This window comes from Streptomyces herbicida, from assembly GCF_032656585.1.
In the GTDB taxonomy this organism is placed as follows: Bacteria; Actinomycetota; Actinomycetes; order Streptomycetales; family Streptomycetaceae; genus Streptomyces; species Streptomyces herbicida.
The window spans coordinates 137,224-151,403 of the sequence record NZ_JAUYWJ010000016.1; the positions used below are offsets into that span (position 1 = coordinate 137,224).

Consider the following 14,180-nt stretch of genomic DNA (forward strand, 5'->3'; position numbering starts at 1 on the left):
CGCACAGGGTGCCGCCCCTCCTTTTTCGTGCGCCGGAGCCGCCGCCGATCGGTCTGAGGGTCGGGGACCGACGACAGCTCCGGGGTCTGGTGGCCGTGGCGCCTAGCGGTGGTCGCTGCCCGCCGACTGGGTCGCCGCCCGGCCGGCCTCGAGGCGGGCGACCGGGATGCGGAACGGGGAGCAGGAGACGTAGTCCAGACCCACCTCGTGGAAGAAGTGGACCGACTCGGGGTCGCCGCCGTGCTCGCCGCAGACGCCGAGCTTCAGGTCGGGGCGGGTCTCACGGCCCGCCTTGGCCGCCGCCTTCACCAGCGAGCCGACGCCGTCCTTGTCGATCGTCTCGAACGGGGAGACTCCGAAGATGCCCTTCTCCAGGTAGGCCGTGAAGAAGGAGGCCTCGACGTCGTCGCGGGAGAAGCCCCACACCGTCTGGGTCAGGTCGTTCGTGCCGAAGCTGAAGAACTCCGCCGCCTCCGCGATCTGGTCCGCCGTCAGCGCGGCGCGCGGCAGCTCGATCATCGTGCCGATCGCCAGCTTCAGGTGGACGCCCGTAGCCGCCTCGACCTCCGCGATGACCTGGTCGGCCTCCTCGCGGACGATCTCCAGCTCCTGGACGGTGCCGACGAGCGGGATCATGATCTCGGCGCGCGGGTCGCCCTTGGCGTTCTTGCGCTCGGCCGCGGCCTCGGCGATGGCCCGCACCTGCATGGTGAACAGGCCGGGGATGACCAGGCCGAGGCGTACGCCGCGCAGGCCCAGCATCGGGTTCTGCTCGTGCAGCCGGTGGACGGCCTGGAGCAGTCGCAGGTCGTTCTCGTTGGCGTCCTTGCGGGACTCGGCGAGGGCGACGCGGACCGACAGCTCGGTGATGTCGGGCAGGAACTCGTGCAGCGGCGGGTCGAGGAGGCGGATCGTGACCGGCAGGCCGTCCATCGCCTCGAACAGCTCGACGAAGTCCTTCTTCTGCAGCGGGAGGAGTTGCTTGAGGGCCTCCTCGCGCTCGGTGTCCGTGTCCGCCAGGATCAGGCGCTCGACCAGCTCACGGCGGTCACCGAGGAACATGTGCTCGGTGCGGCACAGGCCGATGCCCTGGGCGCCGAAGCGACGGGCGCGCAGCGCGTCCTCGGCGTTGTCCGCGTTGGCGCGGACGCGGAGGCGCCGCTTGCGGTCGGCGAAGGCCATGATGCGGTGCACGGCCTCGACCAGCTCGTCGGCGTCGTCGGCGCCGGCGTGCATCCGGCCCTCGAAGTACTCGACGACCGGGGAGGGGACCACCGGGACCTCGCCCAGGTAGACCTTGCCCGTGGAGCCGTCGATGGAGATCACATCGCCCTCCTCGACGACGTGACCGCCCGGCACCGTCATCCTGCGGCGCTTGGTGTCGACCTCCAGCTCCTCGGCGCCGCAGACACAGGTCTTGCCCATGCCGCGCGCGACCACGGCCGCGTGGGAGGTCTTGCCGCCGCGCGAGGTCAGGATGCCCTCGGCCGCGATCATGCCGTCCAGGTCGTCGGGGTTGGTCTCCCGGCGGACCAGGATGACCTTCTCGCCCGAGCGGGACCACTTGACGGCGGTGTACGAGTCGAAGACCGCCTTGCCGACCGCCGCGCCCGGCGAGGCCGCGATGCCCCGGCCGACCTGCTCGGTCTTGGCGCTGTCGTCGAAGCGCGGGAACATCAGCTGGGCCAGCTGGGCGCCGGTGACGCGCTGCAGCGCCTCGGTCTCGTCGATCAGGCCCTGGTCCACCAGCTGGGTCGCGATACGGAAGGCGGCACCGGCGGTGCGCTTGCCGACGCGGGTCTGGAGCATCCAGAGCTGGCCGCGCTCGATGGTGAACTCGATGTCGCAGAGATCCTTGTAGTGGTTCTCCAGGGTCTCCATGATCTGCATGAGCTGGTCGTACGACTTCTTGTCGATCGACTCCAGCTCCGCGAGCGGGACCGTGTTGCGGATACCCGCGACCACGTCCTCGCCCTGCGCGTTCTGCAGGTAGTCGCCGTAGACGCCCTGGTGGCCGGAGGCGGGGTCACGGGTGAAGGCGACGCCCGTGCCGGAGTCCGGGCCCAGGTTGCCGAAGACCATCGAGCAGACGTTCACCGCGGTGCCCAGGTCGCCGGGGATGCGCTCCTGGCGGCGGTACAGCTTGGCGCGGTCGCCGTTCCACGAGTCGAAGACCGCCTTGATGGCGAGGTCCATCTGCTCGCGCGGGTCCTGCGGGAAGTCCCGGCCGGCCTCGGTCTTGACGATCTTCTTGAACTTGGTGACCAGCTTCTTGAGGTCGGCGGCCTCGAGGTCCGTGTCGACGGTGACCTTCTTGGCCTCCTTGGCCGCGTCGAGGGCCTCCTCGAAGAGCTCGCCGTCGACGCCGAGGACCGTCTTGCCGAACATCTGGATGAGGCGGCGGTAGGAGTCCCACGCGAAGCGGTCGTCGCCGGCCTGCTTGGCCAGGCCCTGCACCGACTTGTCGGAGAGGCCGATGTTCAGGACGGTGTCCATCATGCCGGGCATGGAGAACTTGGCACCCGAGCGGACCGACACGAGGAGGGGGTTGTCGGCCTGGCCGAGCTTCTTGCCCATCCGCTCCTCGAGGGCGGCGAGGTGCGCACTCACCTCGTCACGCAGTGCCGCCGGCTCCGACCCACTGTCGAGGTAGACCTTGCACGCCTCGGTGGTGATCGTGAAGCCGGGAGGGACCGGGAGTCCCAGGTTGGTCATCTCGGCGAGGTTGGCACCCTTGCCGCCCAGGAGGTCCTTGAGGTCCTTGTTTCCCTCGGTGAAGTCGTAAACGAACTTCGCTACGTGGGGTTCTTTGTTTTCCGACACGGGTCTCGACTCCTTGAGGCCGCGGTGGCTGCCCTGACGGCGAGGAACATACCCAGATCGAAGGCGCCTGGGTACGTCTACTTGTGCGTCATGCGCCTGTAACCACTCGTCCGCCAGCGGATCGAAAGTCAAAGCTTGGCAAGCGAAGACAGCCTGATGTTTTCACTTCTTGAACGCATCCATGCCCACAGGTGCGGTTTTCCGCTCAGATGAGCGGGTCCCATGCACGTCTGTTTTCGATCGATGAACGATCAAGGGGTGGCACCGAGTGCCACCCCTTGGAGAAGTGCATTCGCCCAAGATCCGCTCATCTGAGCGCAACCCTTATCAAGGGTGGCGAGAATCACGCTGTCACAGCGAGCCGGATTTCACCATGCGGACGTGACTTGGGACGGAAACGAGGACGTCACAGGGGTGCGGGGCGAAGCACGGCGCTCATACCCCGAGCGCCGTCAGCCGCTCCTCCACCCGCTCAGGTGCGTAGAGGTACTCCACGACCAGCGCACCCGCGCCGACCAGCCCGGCCCGCTCCCCGAGCCGCGAGGTGACGACGTCCAGATGGGCCGTCGAGCGGGGCAGCGCCCGCTGGTACAGCAGTTCCCGGACACCGGTGAGGAAGGGTGTTCCGGCCAGATCTCCGGCGATCATCAGCACGCCGGGGTTGAGCAGGGTCACGACCGTCGCCAGAACGTCCCCGACCCGGCGCCCGGCCTCCCGGGCGAGTGCGGCCGCCTCCGGGTGCCCGGAGGCCAGCAGATCCCGCACATCCGAGCCCGAGGCCGCCGGAACACCGGATTCCGCGAGCCGTCGGGCCACGGCGCCACCGCTGGCGACGGCGGCGAGACAGCCGTACGAACCGCACCGGCACAGCGCCTCCGCGCCCACCCGGATGTGCCCGATGTCCCCGGCACCGCCGTCGGCGCCCCGGAAGATCGAGCCGCCCACCACGACACCGGCACCGATACCGGTCGACACCTTGATGAGCACGAAGGCCGAGCAGTCCGGGTGTCCGGTGCGCTGCTCGCCGTACGCCATGAGGTTCGCGTCGTTGTCCACGAGCACCGGCACGGCGGATGCGCCGGTGTGTTCGGTGAAGGCGCGGGAGAGTCGGCCGCGTATGTCGTAACCGTCCCAGCCCGGCATGATCGGCGGCTGTACGACCCGGCCGGTCTCGCTGTCGACCGGGCCCGGCACCGCGAGCCCGATCCCGCACACCTCGTCGGCCCGGTGCCCCGCCTTCTCCAGCAACTCGGCGAACCAGTGGCCGAGTTCACCCAGGACGACCTCGGGGCCGTCCTCGATGACCAGCGTGCCGGAGTGCTCGGCGAGGATCTCGCCGGTCAGGGACAGGACGGCCGCGCGGGCGTGCCGGGTGTCGAGGTCGGCTGCGAGCACCACCGCGTGGGAGTCGTCGAACTCCAGGGTGATGGAGGGGCGTCCGCCGAGCGGCGAGTCCACCGGACCGCCCGCTCCCTCGCGCAGCCAGCCGGCCCGGAACAGCCGGTCGAGGCGCAGTCCGACGGTGGCCCGGGACAGCCCGGTGGCCTGCTGCAGGGCACCGCGGGTGATCGCCCGCCTACTGCGCACCAGTTCGAGCAGGTCGCCGGCGCTGGCCTGACTGCCACCTTTGCCGGTCCTGCCGGGCTGTCCGGTCATGCGCACCCCCTTGTGTTTCTCAAGTTTGCATTACATATTGAGTTTTGCGTGTTAAATAGACGTAACCCTACGGTAGCCACGGCCGAACCTGATCGGCCGGACGTCTTTTTCGGGGAGCCCCGAGTGGATCGCACTGCCCAGCTCACCGCCCGCCCCACGGAGCGCGCCATTGCATACGATCCGCCACTTTCGGCGGATGCGCCGCACGTCAGGGCCGCCCGGGTGCTGGAGGACAACTGGACCGGCACCTCCACAGTGCCCTCGCGCAGTCTGTATCCGCACCAGTGGTCGTGGGACTCCGCGTTCATCGCGATCGGGCTGCGGCATCTGTCGCCCCTGCGGGCCCAGACGGAGCTGGAGACACTGCTGGCCGCCCAGTGGGCCGACGGGCGCGTCCCGCACATCGTGTTCAACCCCTCCGTACCGCTCGACGCCTACTTCCCGAGCCCCGACTTCTGGCGCTCCTCGACCGCGGGGCGTGCTGCGGGCGCCCCGCGCACCGTACAGACCTCGGGCATCGTGCAGCCACCGGTGCACGCGCTGGCGGCCTGGCTGGTGCACTGCGCCGACCCCGGGCTGTCGCGGGCCCGCGGCTTCCTGACCCGCGTCTACCCACGGCTGGCCTCCTGGCACCGCTATCTGCTGCACCGGCGGGACCTGGGCGGCGGCGGTCTCCCGTCCGTCGTGCACCCCTGGGAACAGGGTATGGACAACAGCCCGTGCTGGGACGCCCCGTTGTCCCGTATCACCCCGGCCCCGGCCCGCTCCTTCCGCCGCGCCGACCTCGACCACGGCGCACCGGAGGACCGGCCGACGGATCTGGACTACGGACGGTACGTGCGGCTGGCGACGGACTACCGGGACCGTGGATACGCCGACGGACCGGGCGAGTTCGCGGTCGAGGACCCGGCCTTCAACGCCCTGCTCATCGCCTCGGAGCATGCGCTGGCCAGGATCGCCCACGAGCTCGGCGCGACCGGCACGGCCCGGCACGCGCGCGCGGAGCGGCTGACGGCGGCGCTGGTGGAGCGGCTGTGGGACCCGGCGGAGGGGATGTTCTTCTGCCGGGACGTACGGGACGGCGAGCACGGGGCGCCGGTCCCCGAGCCCAGTGTCTCAGGACTGATCCCCCTTCTGCTGCCCAGCCTGCCCCGGGGCATCGCCGCCGCGCTCGTGCGCACGCTCACCGGCCCGCACTTCGGCCTGGGCGACGGCACCCGCCTCGTGCCGAGCTACGACCTGCTCGGCGAGGCCTTCGACCCGCACCGCTACTGGCGGGGCCCGGCCTGGTTCAACACGAGCTGGCTGGTGGAACGCGGGCTGCGGGTGCACGGCGAGCGGGAGCGGGCCGATGCGCTGCGGGCCGCGATCGTGAGCACGGCCGACGCGACCGGGTTCGCGGAGTACGTCGATCCGTACACCGGCGAGGCGTGCGGCGCGACCGGCTTCGGCTGGACCGCCGCCCTCGCGCTCGATCTGCTGCACGACCCCCCGAGCTCTCAGCTTTCGTTCGAGCAGGGGGGACCCCGATCGGAAAACGGCGTGTCCCCCACGGGCACCGGAACGTTCCACAGGAGTGACAAGGGAGGGGACCGGGGATGACGGACCGACATCACCTGCTCGTGCACGGCGAGTCCTTCGCCGCCGTCGGCGACCGCGGTGACATCAGTGGCGTACGGGGCAACAGCTCCCCGGACGGGTTATTCGTGCGTGACGCCCGGCACCTCAGCCGCTGGCAGCTGACGATCGACGGCGCGGTGCCCGAGGCGCTCACACCCGTCGCGGACGGGGACGGGGCGCGCTGTGTGCTCGTACCGCGCGGTGGCCGCACGGAGCCGCCCGCACACACCCTCTTCCGTGAACAGGCCGTCGGCGACGCGTCGTTCGTCGAGTCTCTGCGGGTGACCAGCAACCGCCCGGTGCCGACCACGGTGCGCCTGGCCATCACCGCGGACGCCGACTTCGCCGACCAGTTCGAGCTCCGCTCCGACCACCGCACCTACACCAAGAACGGCGTCGTACGCTCCCGCCAGATCCTCGACGACGGCGTGGAGTTCACTTACCGGCGCGGTGAGTGGCGCTCCTGTACGACCATCACCTCCGACCCGGCCCCGGACGGCGTCGAGGAGACCGGCACCGGCGCCCGGCGCCTCGTATGGACCCTGGACCTCGAACCGCACGGCACGACGGAGCTGGTGCTGCGGGTCATCGCCCGCCCGCACGGCGAGAAGCGCGCGCTGCGCGTGCCGAGCTCCCCGGCCGCCGTGAACGAGCAACTCCTCGCGCTGGAGGGAGAGTTCGTGGAGGGGGTGGCCTTCCCGACGGGCTGGCCGGAGCTGGCGGCGGCCTGTGCCCGCGGCCTCGCCGACCTCGCCGCGCTCCAGGTCCCGGCGACCGGCCCCGACGGCGAGGAACTGCGCGTACCGGCGGCCGGGGCCCCCTGGTTCCTGACCCTCCTCGGCCGGGACGCCCTCCTCACCTCCCTCTTCGCCCTCCCCTACCGCCCCAGGCTGGCCGCCGCCACGCTCCCCGCGCTCGCCGCCACCCAGGCGACGCGGACGGGGACGTCCTCGGTGGCCCAGCCCGGCAAGATCGTGCACGAGGTACGGCACGGGGAGCTGGCGCACTTCGGGCAGGTGCCGTTCAGGCGGTACTACGGCTCGGTCGACGCGACCCCGCTGTTCCTGATCCTGCTCGGCGCGTACCTCGAGCGGACCGGGGACTCGGCCCTGGCCCGCCGTCTGGAGCCCCACGCCCGCGCGGCCGTCGGCTGGATGCTGGACCACGGCGGGCTGACCTCGCGCGGCTATCTGGTCTACCGGGCCGACCGGGGCGGCCTCGCCAACCAGAACTGGAAGGACTCCCCGGGCGCCATCTGCTCGGCCGACGGCACCCGCGCAAGCGGCCCGGTGATGGCGGCGGGGGCCCAGGGGTACGCCTACGACGCGCTGCGCCGCACGGCGTCGGTGGCGCGCACCGCCTGGGAGGACGAGACCTACGCGGCCCTGCTCGAACAGGCCGCCGCCGACCTGCGCGACCGCTTCCAGCGGGACTTCTGGATGCCGGAGCACTCCTTCCCGGCGCTCGCGCTGGACGGGGAGGGCCGCCAGGTCGACGCGTTGGCGTCCGACGCGGGGCATCTGCTGTGGTCCGGCCTCCTGGACAAGGAGTACGGCGAGGTGGTGGGCCGGCGGCTCCTGGAACCGGACTTCTTCTCGGGCTGGGGTGTACGCACCCTGGCGTCCGGTCAGCCGGCGTACCACCCCCTCTCGTACCACCGGGGTTCGGTCTGGCCGCACGACAACGCGCTGATCACCCTGGGCCTGGCCCGCTACGGCCTGCACGACGAGGCCCGTACGGTCGCCCACGCCCTGGTCGACGCGGCCACCGCGACCGGCCACCGGCTCCCCGAGGTCCTCGCCGGCTATGGCCGCGACACCCATGCGGAGCCGGTCCCCTATCCGCACGCGTGCGTCCGGGAGTCCCGTTCCGCGGCAGCCCCGTTGGCCCTGCTCACGGCCGTCGGGGGCGCCTAGCAAGACTGTTGACGAGCCGTTTGCCGGGTGTTTGCCCGGGGCCCTGAACAGGCACCGGGGGCGAACCGTACGGGAAGGCGGCGGGCCCTTGCCTCCCCAGCGTGGCCCGCCGTTCCGTTCACGGGTCTCGCAGGGAAGGACCTTCGGGTTGCCTCAGCACACGAGCACGCGCCAGTCACGCAGTACGGCCGGGGAACCCAGCGGCTCCGCCGAGGGGATCGCGGTCAAGGAGCCGGAGGCCCGGGCGACCGAGGTCGTTCCCGCCGGAGCGGAAGCGGGCGGTACGCCGCGGGCCGAGGCGCCCGGCACCGAGGAGGCCGAGCCCACGGCGGCCGCGGCCGTGAGCAGGGCCGAGGCGCAGGAGAGCGGCCCCACGACGGGCAAGCCCCGAGACGACGAGCCCGCGTCCGACGGTGCGGCGGCTGCCGGGGCCGAGTCGGCGCGGGCCGAGTCCACGCCTGCTGAGTCCACTCGGGCCGAGTCCGGCCGTGCCGAGTCCACGCGTGCCGCGGCGGCCGAGGGCGGAAAGGCTGCCCCGCAGGAGGACGCCGGGAGCGACACCTCACGTCTGGCCCCTGCTGTTTCCGGCACCCCGGCTCTCGCCACCGAGGCCGACCGCCCGGCCGCAGGCGGGGTGCCGGCCGAGGCCGAGGAATCCGCCGCCGACACGGAACCCGACGCCGGAGCCCCCGTCGACGCGAAGCCCGACGCCGAGGCGACCGGCGACACGGAAGCCGGCGCCGAAGCCCCTGCCTCCGATTCCCCCGCCACCGCGGCCGCCCCCGAAGCCCCGGCCCTCCGTTCCGGCGGGCGCATACGGCGGTTCTGGCACGGCCGGCGGGCCAAGCACCCCACCGCCGCACGTGTCCTCTCCGTCGTCACCACCGTGCTGTCCGCCGCCCTCGTCTACATATGCCTCCAGATGCCGAGCACCCTCGGCAATCTGAAGCCCGTCGAGTTCCTGCGGCTGCCGGCCGAGGCGGTCATGGGCGCGGTGGTGCTGCTCAGCCTGCCGCGGAAGTCCCGGCTGGTGGTCTCGGCGCTGTCCGGCGCGCTGCTCGGCGCGATCACCGTGCTGAACATGCTCGACATGGGGTTCAACGAGTACCTGGGCCGGCACTTCAACATCATCCTGGACTGGTCCCTGTTCAACGACGCCCGCGCCTACCTCGACGACACCCTGGGCGGGACGGCCGAGATGGGCATCACGGTCGGCGTCGTGCTCCTCGTCTTCCTGCTGATGACGCTCGTCGCCCTGGCCACCGTGCGGCTCGGCAACCAGCTGGCGAAGCACCGGGCCAGGACCTCGAAGGCCACGCTGATCGTCGGCACGGTCTGGATCACCTGCACCGCGCTCGGCCTCACCGTGGGCGGCATCCCGATCGCCTCTCAGCACACCGCCGGTGTGCTGAAGGTCCAGGCGCGGACCGTGCGGGACACGCTCCGGGACGAGGCGGAGTTCGCGAAGGTCGCCAAGGTCGACAAGTTCGGCAACACCCCGGCCGACCAGCTGGTCCCCGATCTGCGCGGCAAGGACATGATCTTCACGTTCATCGAGAGCTACGGCCGCAGCGCCGTCGAGGACCCGATCGAGGCGCCCGGCGTCGACAAGACGCTCGACGAGCGCACGGCGGCCCTGGCGAAGGCGGGCTTCCACGCGAAGAGCGGCTGGCTGACGTCGGCGACGTACGGCGGCAGCAGCTGGCTCGGCCACTCCACCACGCTGTCGGGCCTGTGGATCAGCAACCAGCAGCGCTACCGCACCGTGATGGCCAGCGACCACCTCAGCCTGACCAAGGTGTTCAAGAAGACCGGCGCCTATGACACGGTCGGCGTGATGCCGGGCGTGCAGAAGGGCTGGCCGGAGCAGAAGTACTACGGCCTCGACAAGGTCTACAACGCCTTCCAGGTGGGCTACAAGGGGCCGAAGTTCAGCTGGTCGACCATGCCCGACCAGTACGCGCTGGAGCAGTTCCAGCAGCGGGTGCACAGCCAGAAGCGCGCCGACGGCAAGCAGCTGATGTCGGAGATCATCCTGACCTCCAGCCACCAGCCGTGGGCACCGATCCCGAAGATGGTCGGCTGGGACCAGCTGGGCGACGGCTCGATCTTCAAGGGCATCCAGGCGGCGGGCAACAAGGCGTCCGACGTCATCGCCGACACCACCAAGTCCCGGCAGGAGTACGGCAAGTCGATCCAGTACTCGGTGACCGCCCTGACCCAGTGGCTGGAGCGCTACGGCAACGACAACACCGTGCTCGTCTTCCTCGGCGACCACCAGCCCATCGCCCGGGTCAGCGGCAACCACGCCAGCCGTGACGTGCCGATCTCGATCGTCGCCAAGGACCCGAAGGTCCTCGACAAGATCGCCGACTGGAACTGGACGGACGGCCTGCGCCCCGCGCACAACGCGCCGGTGTGGAAGATGAGCTCCTTCCGCGACCGCTTCCTGACGGCGTACGGCTCGACGCCGCACCCCAAGAAGGGCTGATCAGCCGCCGGAGGTGTCCAGCTCGGCGTCCTCGCTGATGCCGGCACAGTCGTACGGGTCCTTCAGCCAGCCGTCCGGCAGCACCACTCGGTTGTTGCCGGACGTACGGCCGCGGGGCCCGTCGGCGCCGACGGGCCAGGGCTGGTCGAGGTCCAGTTCGTCGAGGCCGGCGCGCAGTTCCTCCAGCGAGGACGTGATCGCGAGCCGCTTGCGCATCTCGGAGCCGACCGAGAAGCCCTTCAGATACCAGGCGACGTGCTTGCGGAAGTCGATGACGCCCCGCGACTCGTCGCCGATCCACTCGCCGAGCAGAGTGGCGTGCCGGACCATGACGTCGGCGACCTCGCGCAGGGATGGCCGCGCACTGTATCCATCGGTGCCTCCGGCAGGGGCCTGAGTCCGCCCCTCGAAGGCCGCCACCAGGTCCGCGAACAGCCACGGCCGGCCGAGGCACCCGCGGCCGACGACCACCCCGTCGCAGCCCGTCTCCCGCACCATGCGCAGCGCGTCCTCGGCCGACCAGATGTCGCCGTTGCCGAGGACCGGGATCTCCGGGACGTGCTCCTTGAGGCGGGCGATGGCGTCCCAGTCCGCCGTGCCGCCGTAGTGCTGGGCGGCGGTGCGGCCGTGCAGCGCGATGGAGGTCACGCCCTCCTCGACGGCTATGCGTCCGGCGTCGAGATAGGTGATGTGGTCGTCGTCGATGCCCTTGCGCATCTTCATCGTGACCGGCAGGTCACCGGCCCCGGAGACCGCCTCGCGCAGGATCGCCCGCAGCAGGTTGCGCTTGTAGGGCAGGGCCGAGCCGCCGCCCTTGCGCGTCACCTTCGGGACCGGGCAGCCGAAGTTCAGGTCGATGTGGTCGGCGAGGTCCTCCTCCGCGATCATGCGGACGGCCTTGCCGACGGTGGCCGGGTCGACGCCGTACAGCTGGATCGAGCGCGGCTTCTCGGTCGCGTCGAAGTGGATCAGCTGCATCGTCTTCTCGTTGCGCTCGACCAGCGCCCGGGTCGTGATCATCTCGCTCACGAACAGGCCCTTGCCACCGCTGAACTCCCGGCACAGGGTGCGGAAGGGAGCGTTGGTGATACCGGCCATGGGGGCCAGCACAACGGGCGGCTGGACGGTGTGCGGGCCGATCTGGAGAGGGGACGCGGGCTTGGGCATTCCCCCATTGTCCCGTATGGCTCGCCGTGCTCGTCCGGCCCTGTGGACAACCGGCGGCGACGATCACGGGCAATGATCATGTATCGGTCATTAGTTAGACGCACTATTGAAATCGGCGTACGATGGAGCGCATGCCCGAGCTCAGCCCTCGCCGACGCCAACTGGTCCTCGCGGTCTGCTGTATGAGCCTGCTGATCGTGAGCCTCGACGTCACCGCCCTGAACGTCGCGCTGCCGTCGATGCAGCACGAACTGGACGCAGGTACGTCGGGGCTGCAGTGGACGATCGACGCCTACACGCTGGTGCTGGCCTCCCTGCTGATGCTCGCGGGCTCGACGGCCGACCGGGTCGGCCGCAAGAGGGTCTTCATGGCGGGCCTGATCGTGTTCTCGCTCGGCTCGCTGCTCTGCTCCCTCGCGCCCAGCCTCGACACACTGATCGCGTTCCGCATGCTCCAGGCGATCGGCGGCTCCATGCTCAACCCGGTCGCCATGTCGATCATCACCAACACCTTCACCGACCCACGTGAGCGCGCCCGCGCCATCGGCGTATGGGGCGCGGTCGTCGGCATATCCATGGCCGCCGGCCCACTGGTCGGCGGCCTGCTGGTGGAGTCGGTCGGCTGGCGCTCCATCTTCTGGGTCAATCTGCCGGTGGGCCTCGCCGCGTTGCTCCTCACCCTGCGCTACGTCCCCGAGTCACGCGCGCCCAAGGCCCGCCGCCCGGACCCCGTCGGCCAGCTGCTGGTGATCGCGCTGTTCGGCTCGCTGACGTACGCGATCATCGAGGCGCCCTCCTCCGGCCCCGGCACGGTGGCGCCGTTCGCCGCCGTGGCCCTCGCCGCACTGCTCGGGTTGCTCTGGTACGAACCCCGGCGCGACGAACCCCTCGTCGAACTGCGCTTCTTCCGTTCGGTGCCGTTCAGCGGCGCCACGGTGATCGCGATCAGCGCGTTCGCGGCGCTGGGCGGCTTCCTGTTCCTGTCCACGCTGTACCTGCAGAACGTGCGCGGGCTCGACGCGCTGCACGCGGGACTGTGGATGCTGCCGATGGCGGTGCCGACGTTCCTGTGCGCGCCACTGTCCGGACGGCTCGTGGGCAGCCGGGGACCGCGTCTGCCGCTGCTGATCGCGGGGTTGGCGATGACCACGAGCGGGGTGCTGTTCGCCGCGTTCGAGGCGGAGACGTCGGACGCCACGCTGTTCGCCGGGTACGTCCTGTTCGGCATCGGCTTCGGCTTCGTCAACGCGCCGATCACCAACACGGCGGTGTCGGGGATGCCGCGCGCCCAGGCCGGGGTGGCCGCAGCCGTGGCCTCCACCAGCAGGCAGCTGGGGCAGACGCTGGGCGTGGCCGTGGTCGGGGCCGTGCTGGCCTCCGGGGTGGGCGCGTCGCCGTACCGGGACGTGTTCGTGTCGGCGGCCCGGCCGGGGTGGTGGATCCTCACGGTGTGCGGCCTCGCGGTGCTCGTCCTCGGCATGCTCACCAGCGGCCGCTGGGCCCGCCGCACGGCCGAGCGCACCGCTCAGCGGCTTCAGTCGCCGGAGGCCAGGGAGGCGGCGGGCGTCATCGCCTGATCCTGCTGCGCGAGGGCGAGGGCGTACAGCTTCTCCAGCCGCTCCCGGGACTCCTCGTCCGCCGGCACGTACGTCACCATCCGGGCCCCGGCCTCGGGGCTCAGCCACAGGTCCGTGTGCTCCACGGTGAGCAGGCCCACGTCCCGGTTGCGGAAGTACTTGATCTTGGTGCGGGCGTTGACGACCTCGTACCGGTCCCAGTTGGCCCGGAACTCCGCCGACTCCGCCGTCAGCCGCTTGATCAGCATCTTCCAGGCGGGCTCGCCGAGATGGCCGGCCATCGAGGCGCGCAGCCGCGCGGCCATCAGCCGCCTGGTCTCCTCGAGACGGACGATCGCCTGCCGCCAGTCGGGGTTGGTGTAGACGAGCAGCATGCAGTTGCGGTCCTCGGGCGGTACGGCGTCGAGGTCGCCGAGAAGCCGGCCGTAGGTGCGGTTGTAGGCGAGGATGTCGTACCGGCTGTTCTGGATGCAGGCCGGGACCGGCTCCAGCCTGCGCAGCATCTCGCGCAGGGCCGGGGTCACGGTCTGACAGCTCGCCGCGGGCGTGGGGTCGGTGGCACCGGCCAGTTGGAAGAGGTGGCCGCGTTCGCTGGCGTCGAGCATGAGCGTGCGGGCCAGCGCGTCCAGCACCTGTACGGAGACCTGGATGTCCCGCGCCTGTTCGAGCCAGGTGTACCAGGTGACACCGACCGCGGAGAGGTGCGCGACCTCCTCGCGGCGCAGGCCCGGGGTCCGGCGGCGCGCGCCGCGCGGCAGCCCCACCTGCTCCGGGGAGATCCGCTCACGGCGGCTGCGCAGGAAGGCGGCCAGCTCGTGCCGCCGGATCTCCGAGCCCCGCACCGGCTGGGCGGGCGCCGCTTGGGCCATGGTCGTCATGCCTCCAGACTGCCCTTGCGCGAAGCCTGTTTCCAGGTACTTCTTCTACCAG

At 70.9% G+C, this 14,180-nt stretch carries 8 protein-coding genes; 4 read left to right on the top strand and 4 right to left on the bottom strand.

The window, feature by feature from the left end; translation table 11 throughout:
• Positions 1 to 102 precede the first annotated feature (102 nt).
• Entirely contained in the window at positions 103 to 2,823 is a 2,721-nt protein-coding gene (ppdK, locus tag Q8A52_RS31120) for a pyruvate, phosphate dikinase (protein ID WP_316757469.1), read from the bottom strand.
• 435 nt (positions 2,824 to 3,258) lie between these two features.
• Positions 3,259 to 4,479, bottom strand: coding sequence for an ROK family protein (locus tag Q8A52_RS31125; protein ID WP_316757471.1), 1,221 nt, complete (start codon positions 4,477 to 4,479; stop codon positions 3,259 to 3,261).
• A 123-nt stretch (positions 4,480 to 4,602) separates the two neighbouring features.
• Here Q8A52_RS31125 and Q8A52_RS31130 point away from each other — a divergent pair, with 123 nt between their 5' ends.
• The 3 genes from Q8A52_RS31130 (at position 4,603) to Q8A52_RS31140 (ending at position 10,506) form a co-directional block, all read left to right on the top strand.
• On the top strand, positions 4,603 to 6,081 hold the full coding sequence (locus tag Q8A52_RS31130) for an MGH1-like glycoside hydrolase domain-containing protein (protein ID WP_316757473.1): 1,479 nt from the start codon (positions 4,603 to 4,605) through the stop codon (positions 6,079 to 6,081).
• Positions 6,078 to 8,015, top strand: a complete 1,938-nt coding sequence (locus Q8A52_RS31135) for an amylo-alpha-1,6-glucosidase (protein ID WP_316757476.1) — start codon at positions 6,078 to 6,080, stop codon at positions 8,013 to 8,015. Before Q8A52_RS31130 ends, Q8A52_RS31135 begins: the two co-directional genes overlap by 4 nt.
• A gap of 922 nt (positions 8,016 to 8,937) precedes the next feature.
• A complete protein-coding gene (locus tag Q8A52_RS31140) occupies positions 8,938 to 10,506 on the top strand; it encodes a sulfatase-like hydrolase/transferase (protein ID WP_408649283.1) in 1,569 nt (522 codons plus the stop codon).
• Here Q8A52_RS31140 and dusB read toward each other — a convergent pair whose 3' ends face one another.
• Positions 10,507 to 11,673 carry a tRNA dihydrouridine synthase DusB gene (gene dusB / locus Q8A52_RS31145; RefSeq protein ID WP_316757478.1) on the bottom strand — a complete coding sequence of 389 codons (1,167 nt, stop codon included), beginning with the start codon at positions 11,671 to 11,673 and terminating at the stop codon, positions 10,507 to 10,509.
• Between the two features lie 131 nt (positions 11,674 to 11,804).
• Here dusB and Q8A52_RS31150 point away from each other — a divergent pair, with 131 nt between their 5' ends.
• Positions 11,805 to 13,250 carry an MFS transporter gene (locus Q8A52_RS31150; protein ID WP_316757480.1) on the top strand — a complete coding sequence of 482 codons (1,446 nt, stop codon included), beginning with the start codon at positions 11,805 to 11,807 and terminating at the stop codon, positions 13,248 to 13,250.
• Here Q8A52_RS31150 and Q8A52_RS31155 read toward each other — a convergent pair.
• Positions 13,208 to 14,128, bottom strand: a complete 921-nt coding sequence (locus tag Q8A52_RS31155) for a helix-turn-helix transcriptional regulator (protein WP_316757482.1) — start codon at positions 14,126 to 14,128, stop codon at positions 13,208 to 13,210. The genes Q8A52_RS31150 and Q8A52_RS31155 overlap by 43 nt on opposite strands.
• Between the last annotated feature and the right edge of the window lie 52 nt (positions 14,129 to 14,180).

Excerpts from the sequence above, each read along its gene's own strand:
- Q8A52_RS31155 (WP_316757482.1), bottom strand. The coding sequence starts at position 14,128 with ATGACGACCATGGCCCAAGCGGCGCCCGCCCAGCCGGTGCGGGGCTCG.
- dusB (WP_316757478.1), bottom strand. The coding sequence starts at position 11,673 with ATGCCCAAGCCCGCGTCCCCTCTCCAGATCGGCCCGCACACCGTCCAG.
- Q8A52_RS31140 (WP_408649283.1), top strand. The coding sequence starts at position 8,938 with ATGCCGAGCACCCTCGGCAATCTGAAGCCCGTCGAGTTCCTGCGGCTG.
- Q8A52_RS31135 (WP_316757476.1), top strand. The coding sequence starts at position 6,078 with ATGACGGACCGACATCACCTGCTCGTGCACGGCGAGTCCTTCGCCGCC.
- Q8A52_RS31150 (WP_316757480.1), top strand. The coding sequence starts at position 11,805 with ATGCCCGAGCTCAGCCCTCGCCGACGCCAACTGGTCCTCGCGGTCTGC.
- Q8A52_RS31125 (WP_316757471.1), bottom strand. The coding sequence starts at position 4,479 with ATGACCGGACAGCCCGGCAGGACCGGCAAAGGTGGCAGTCAGGCCAGC.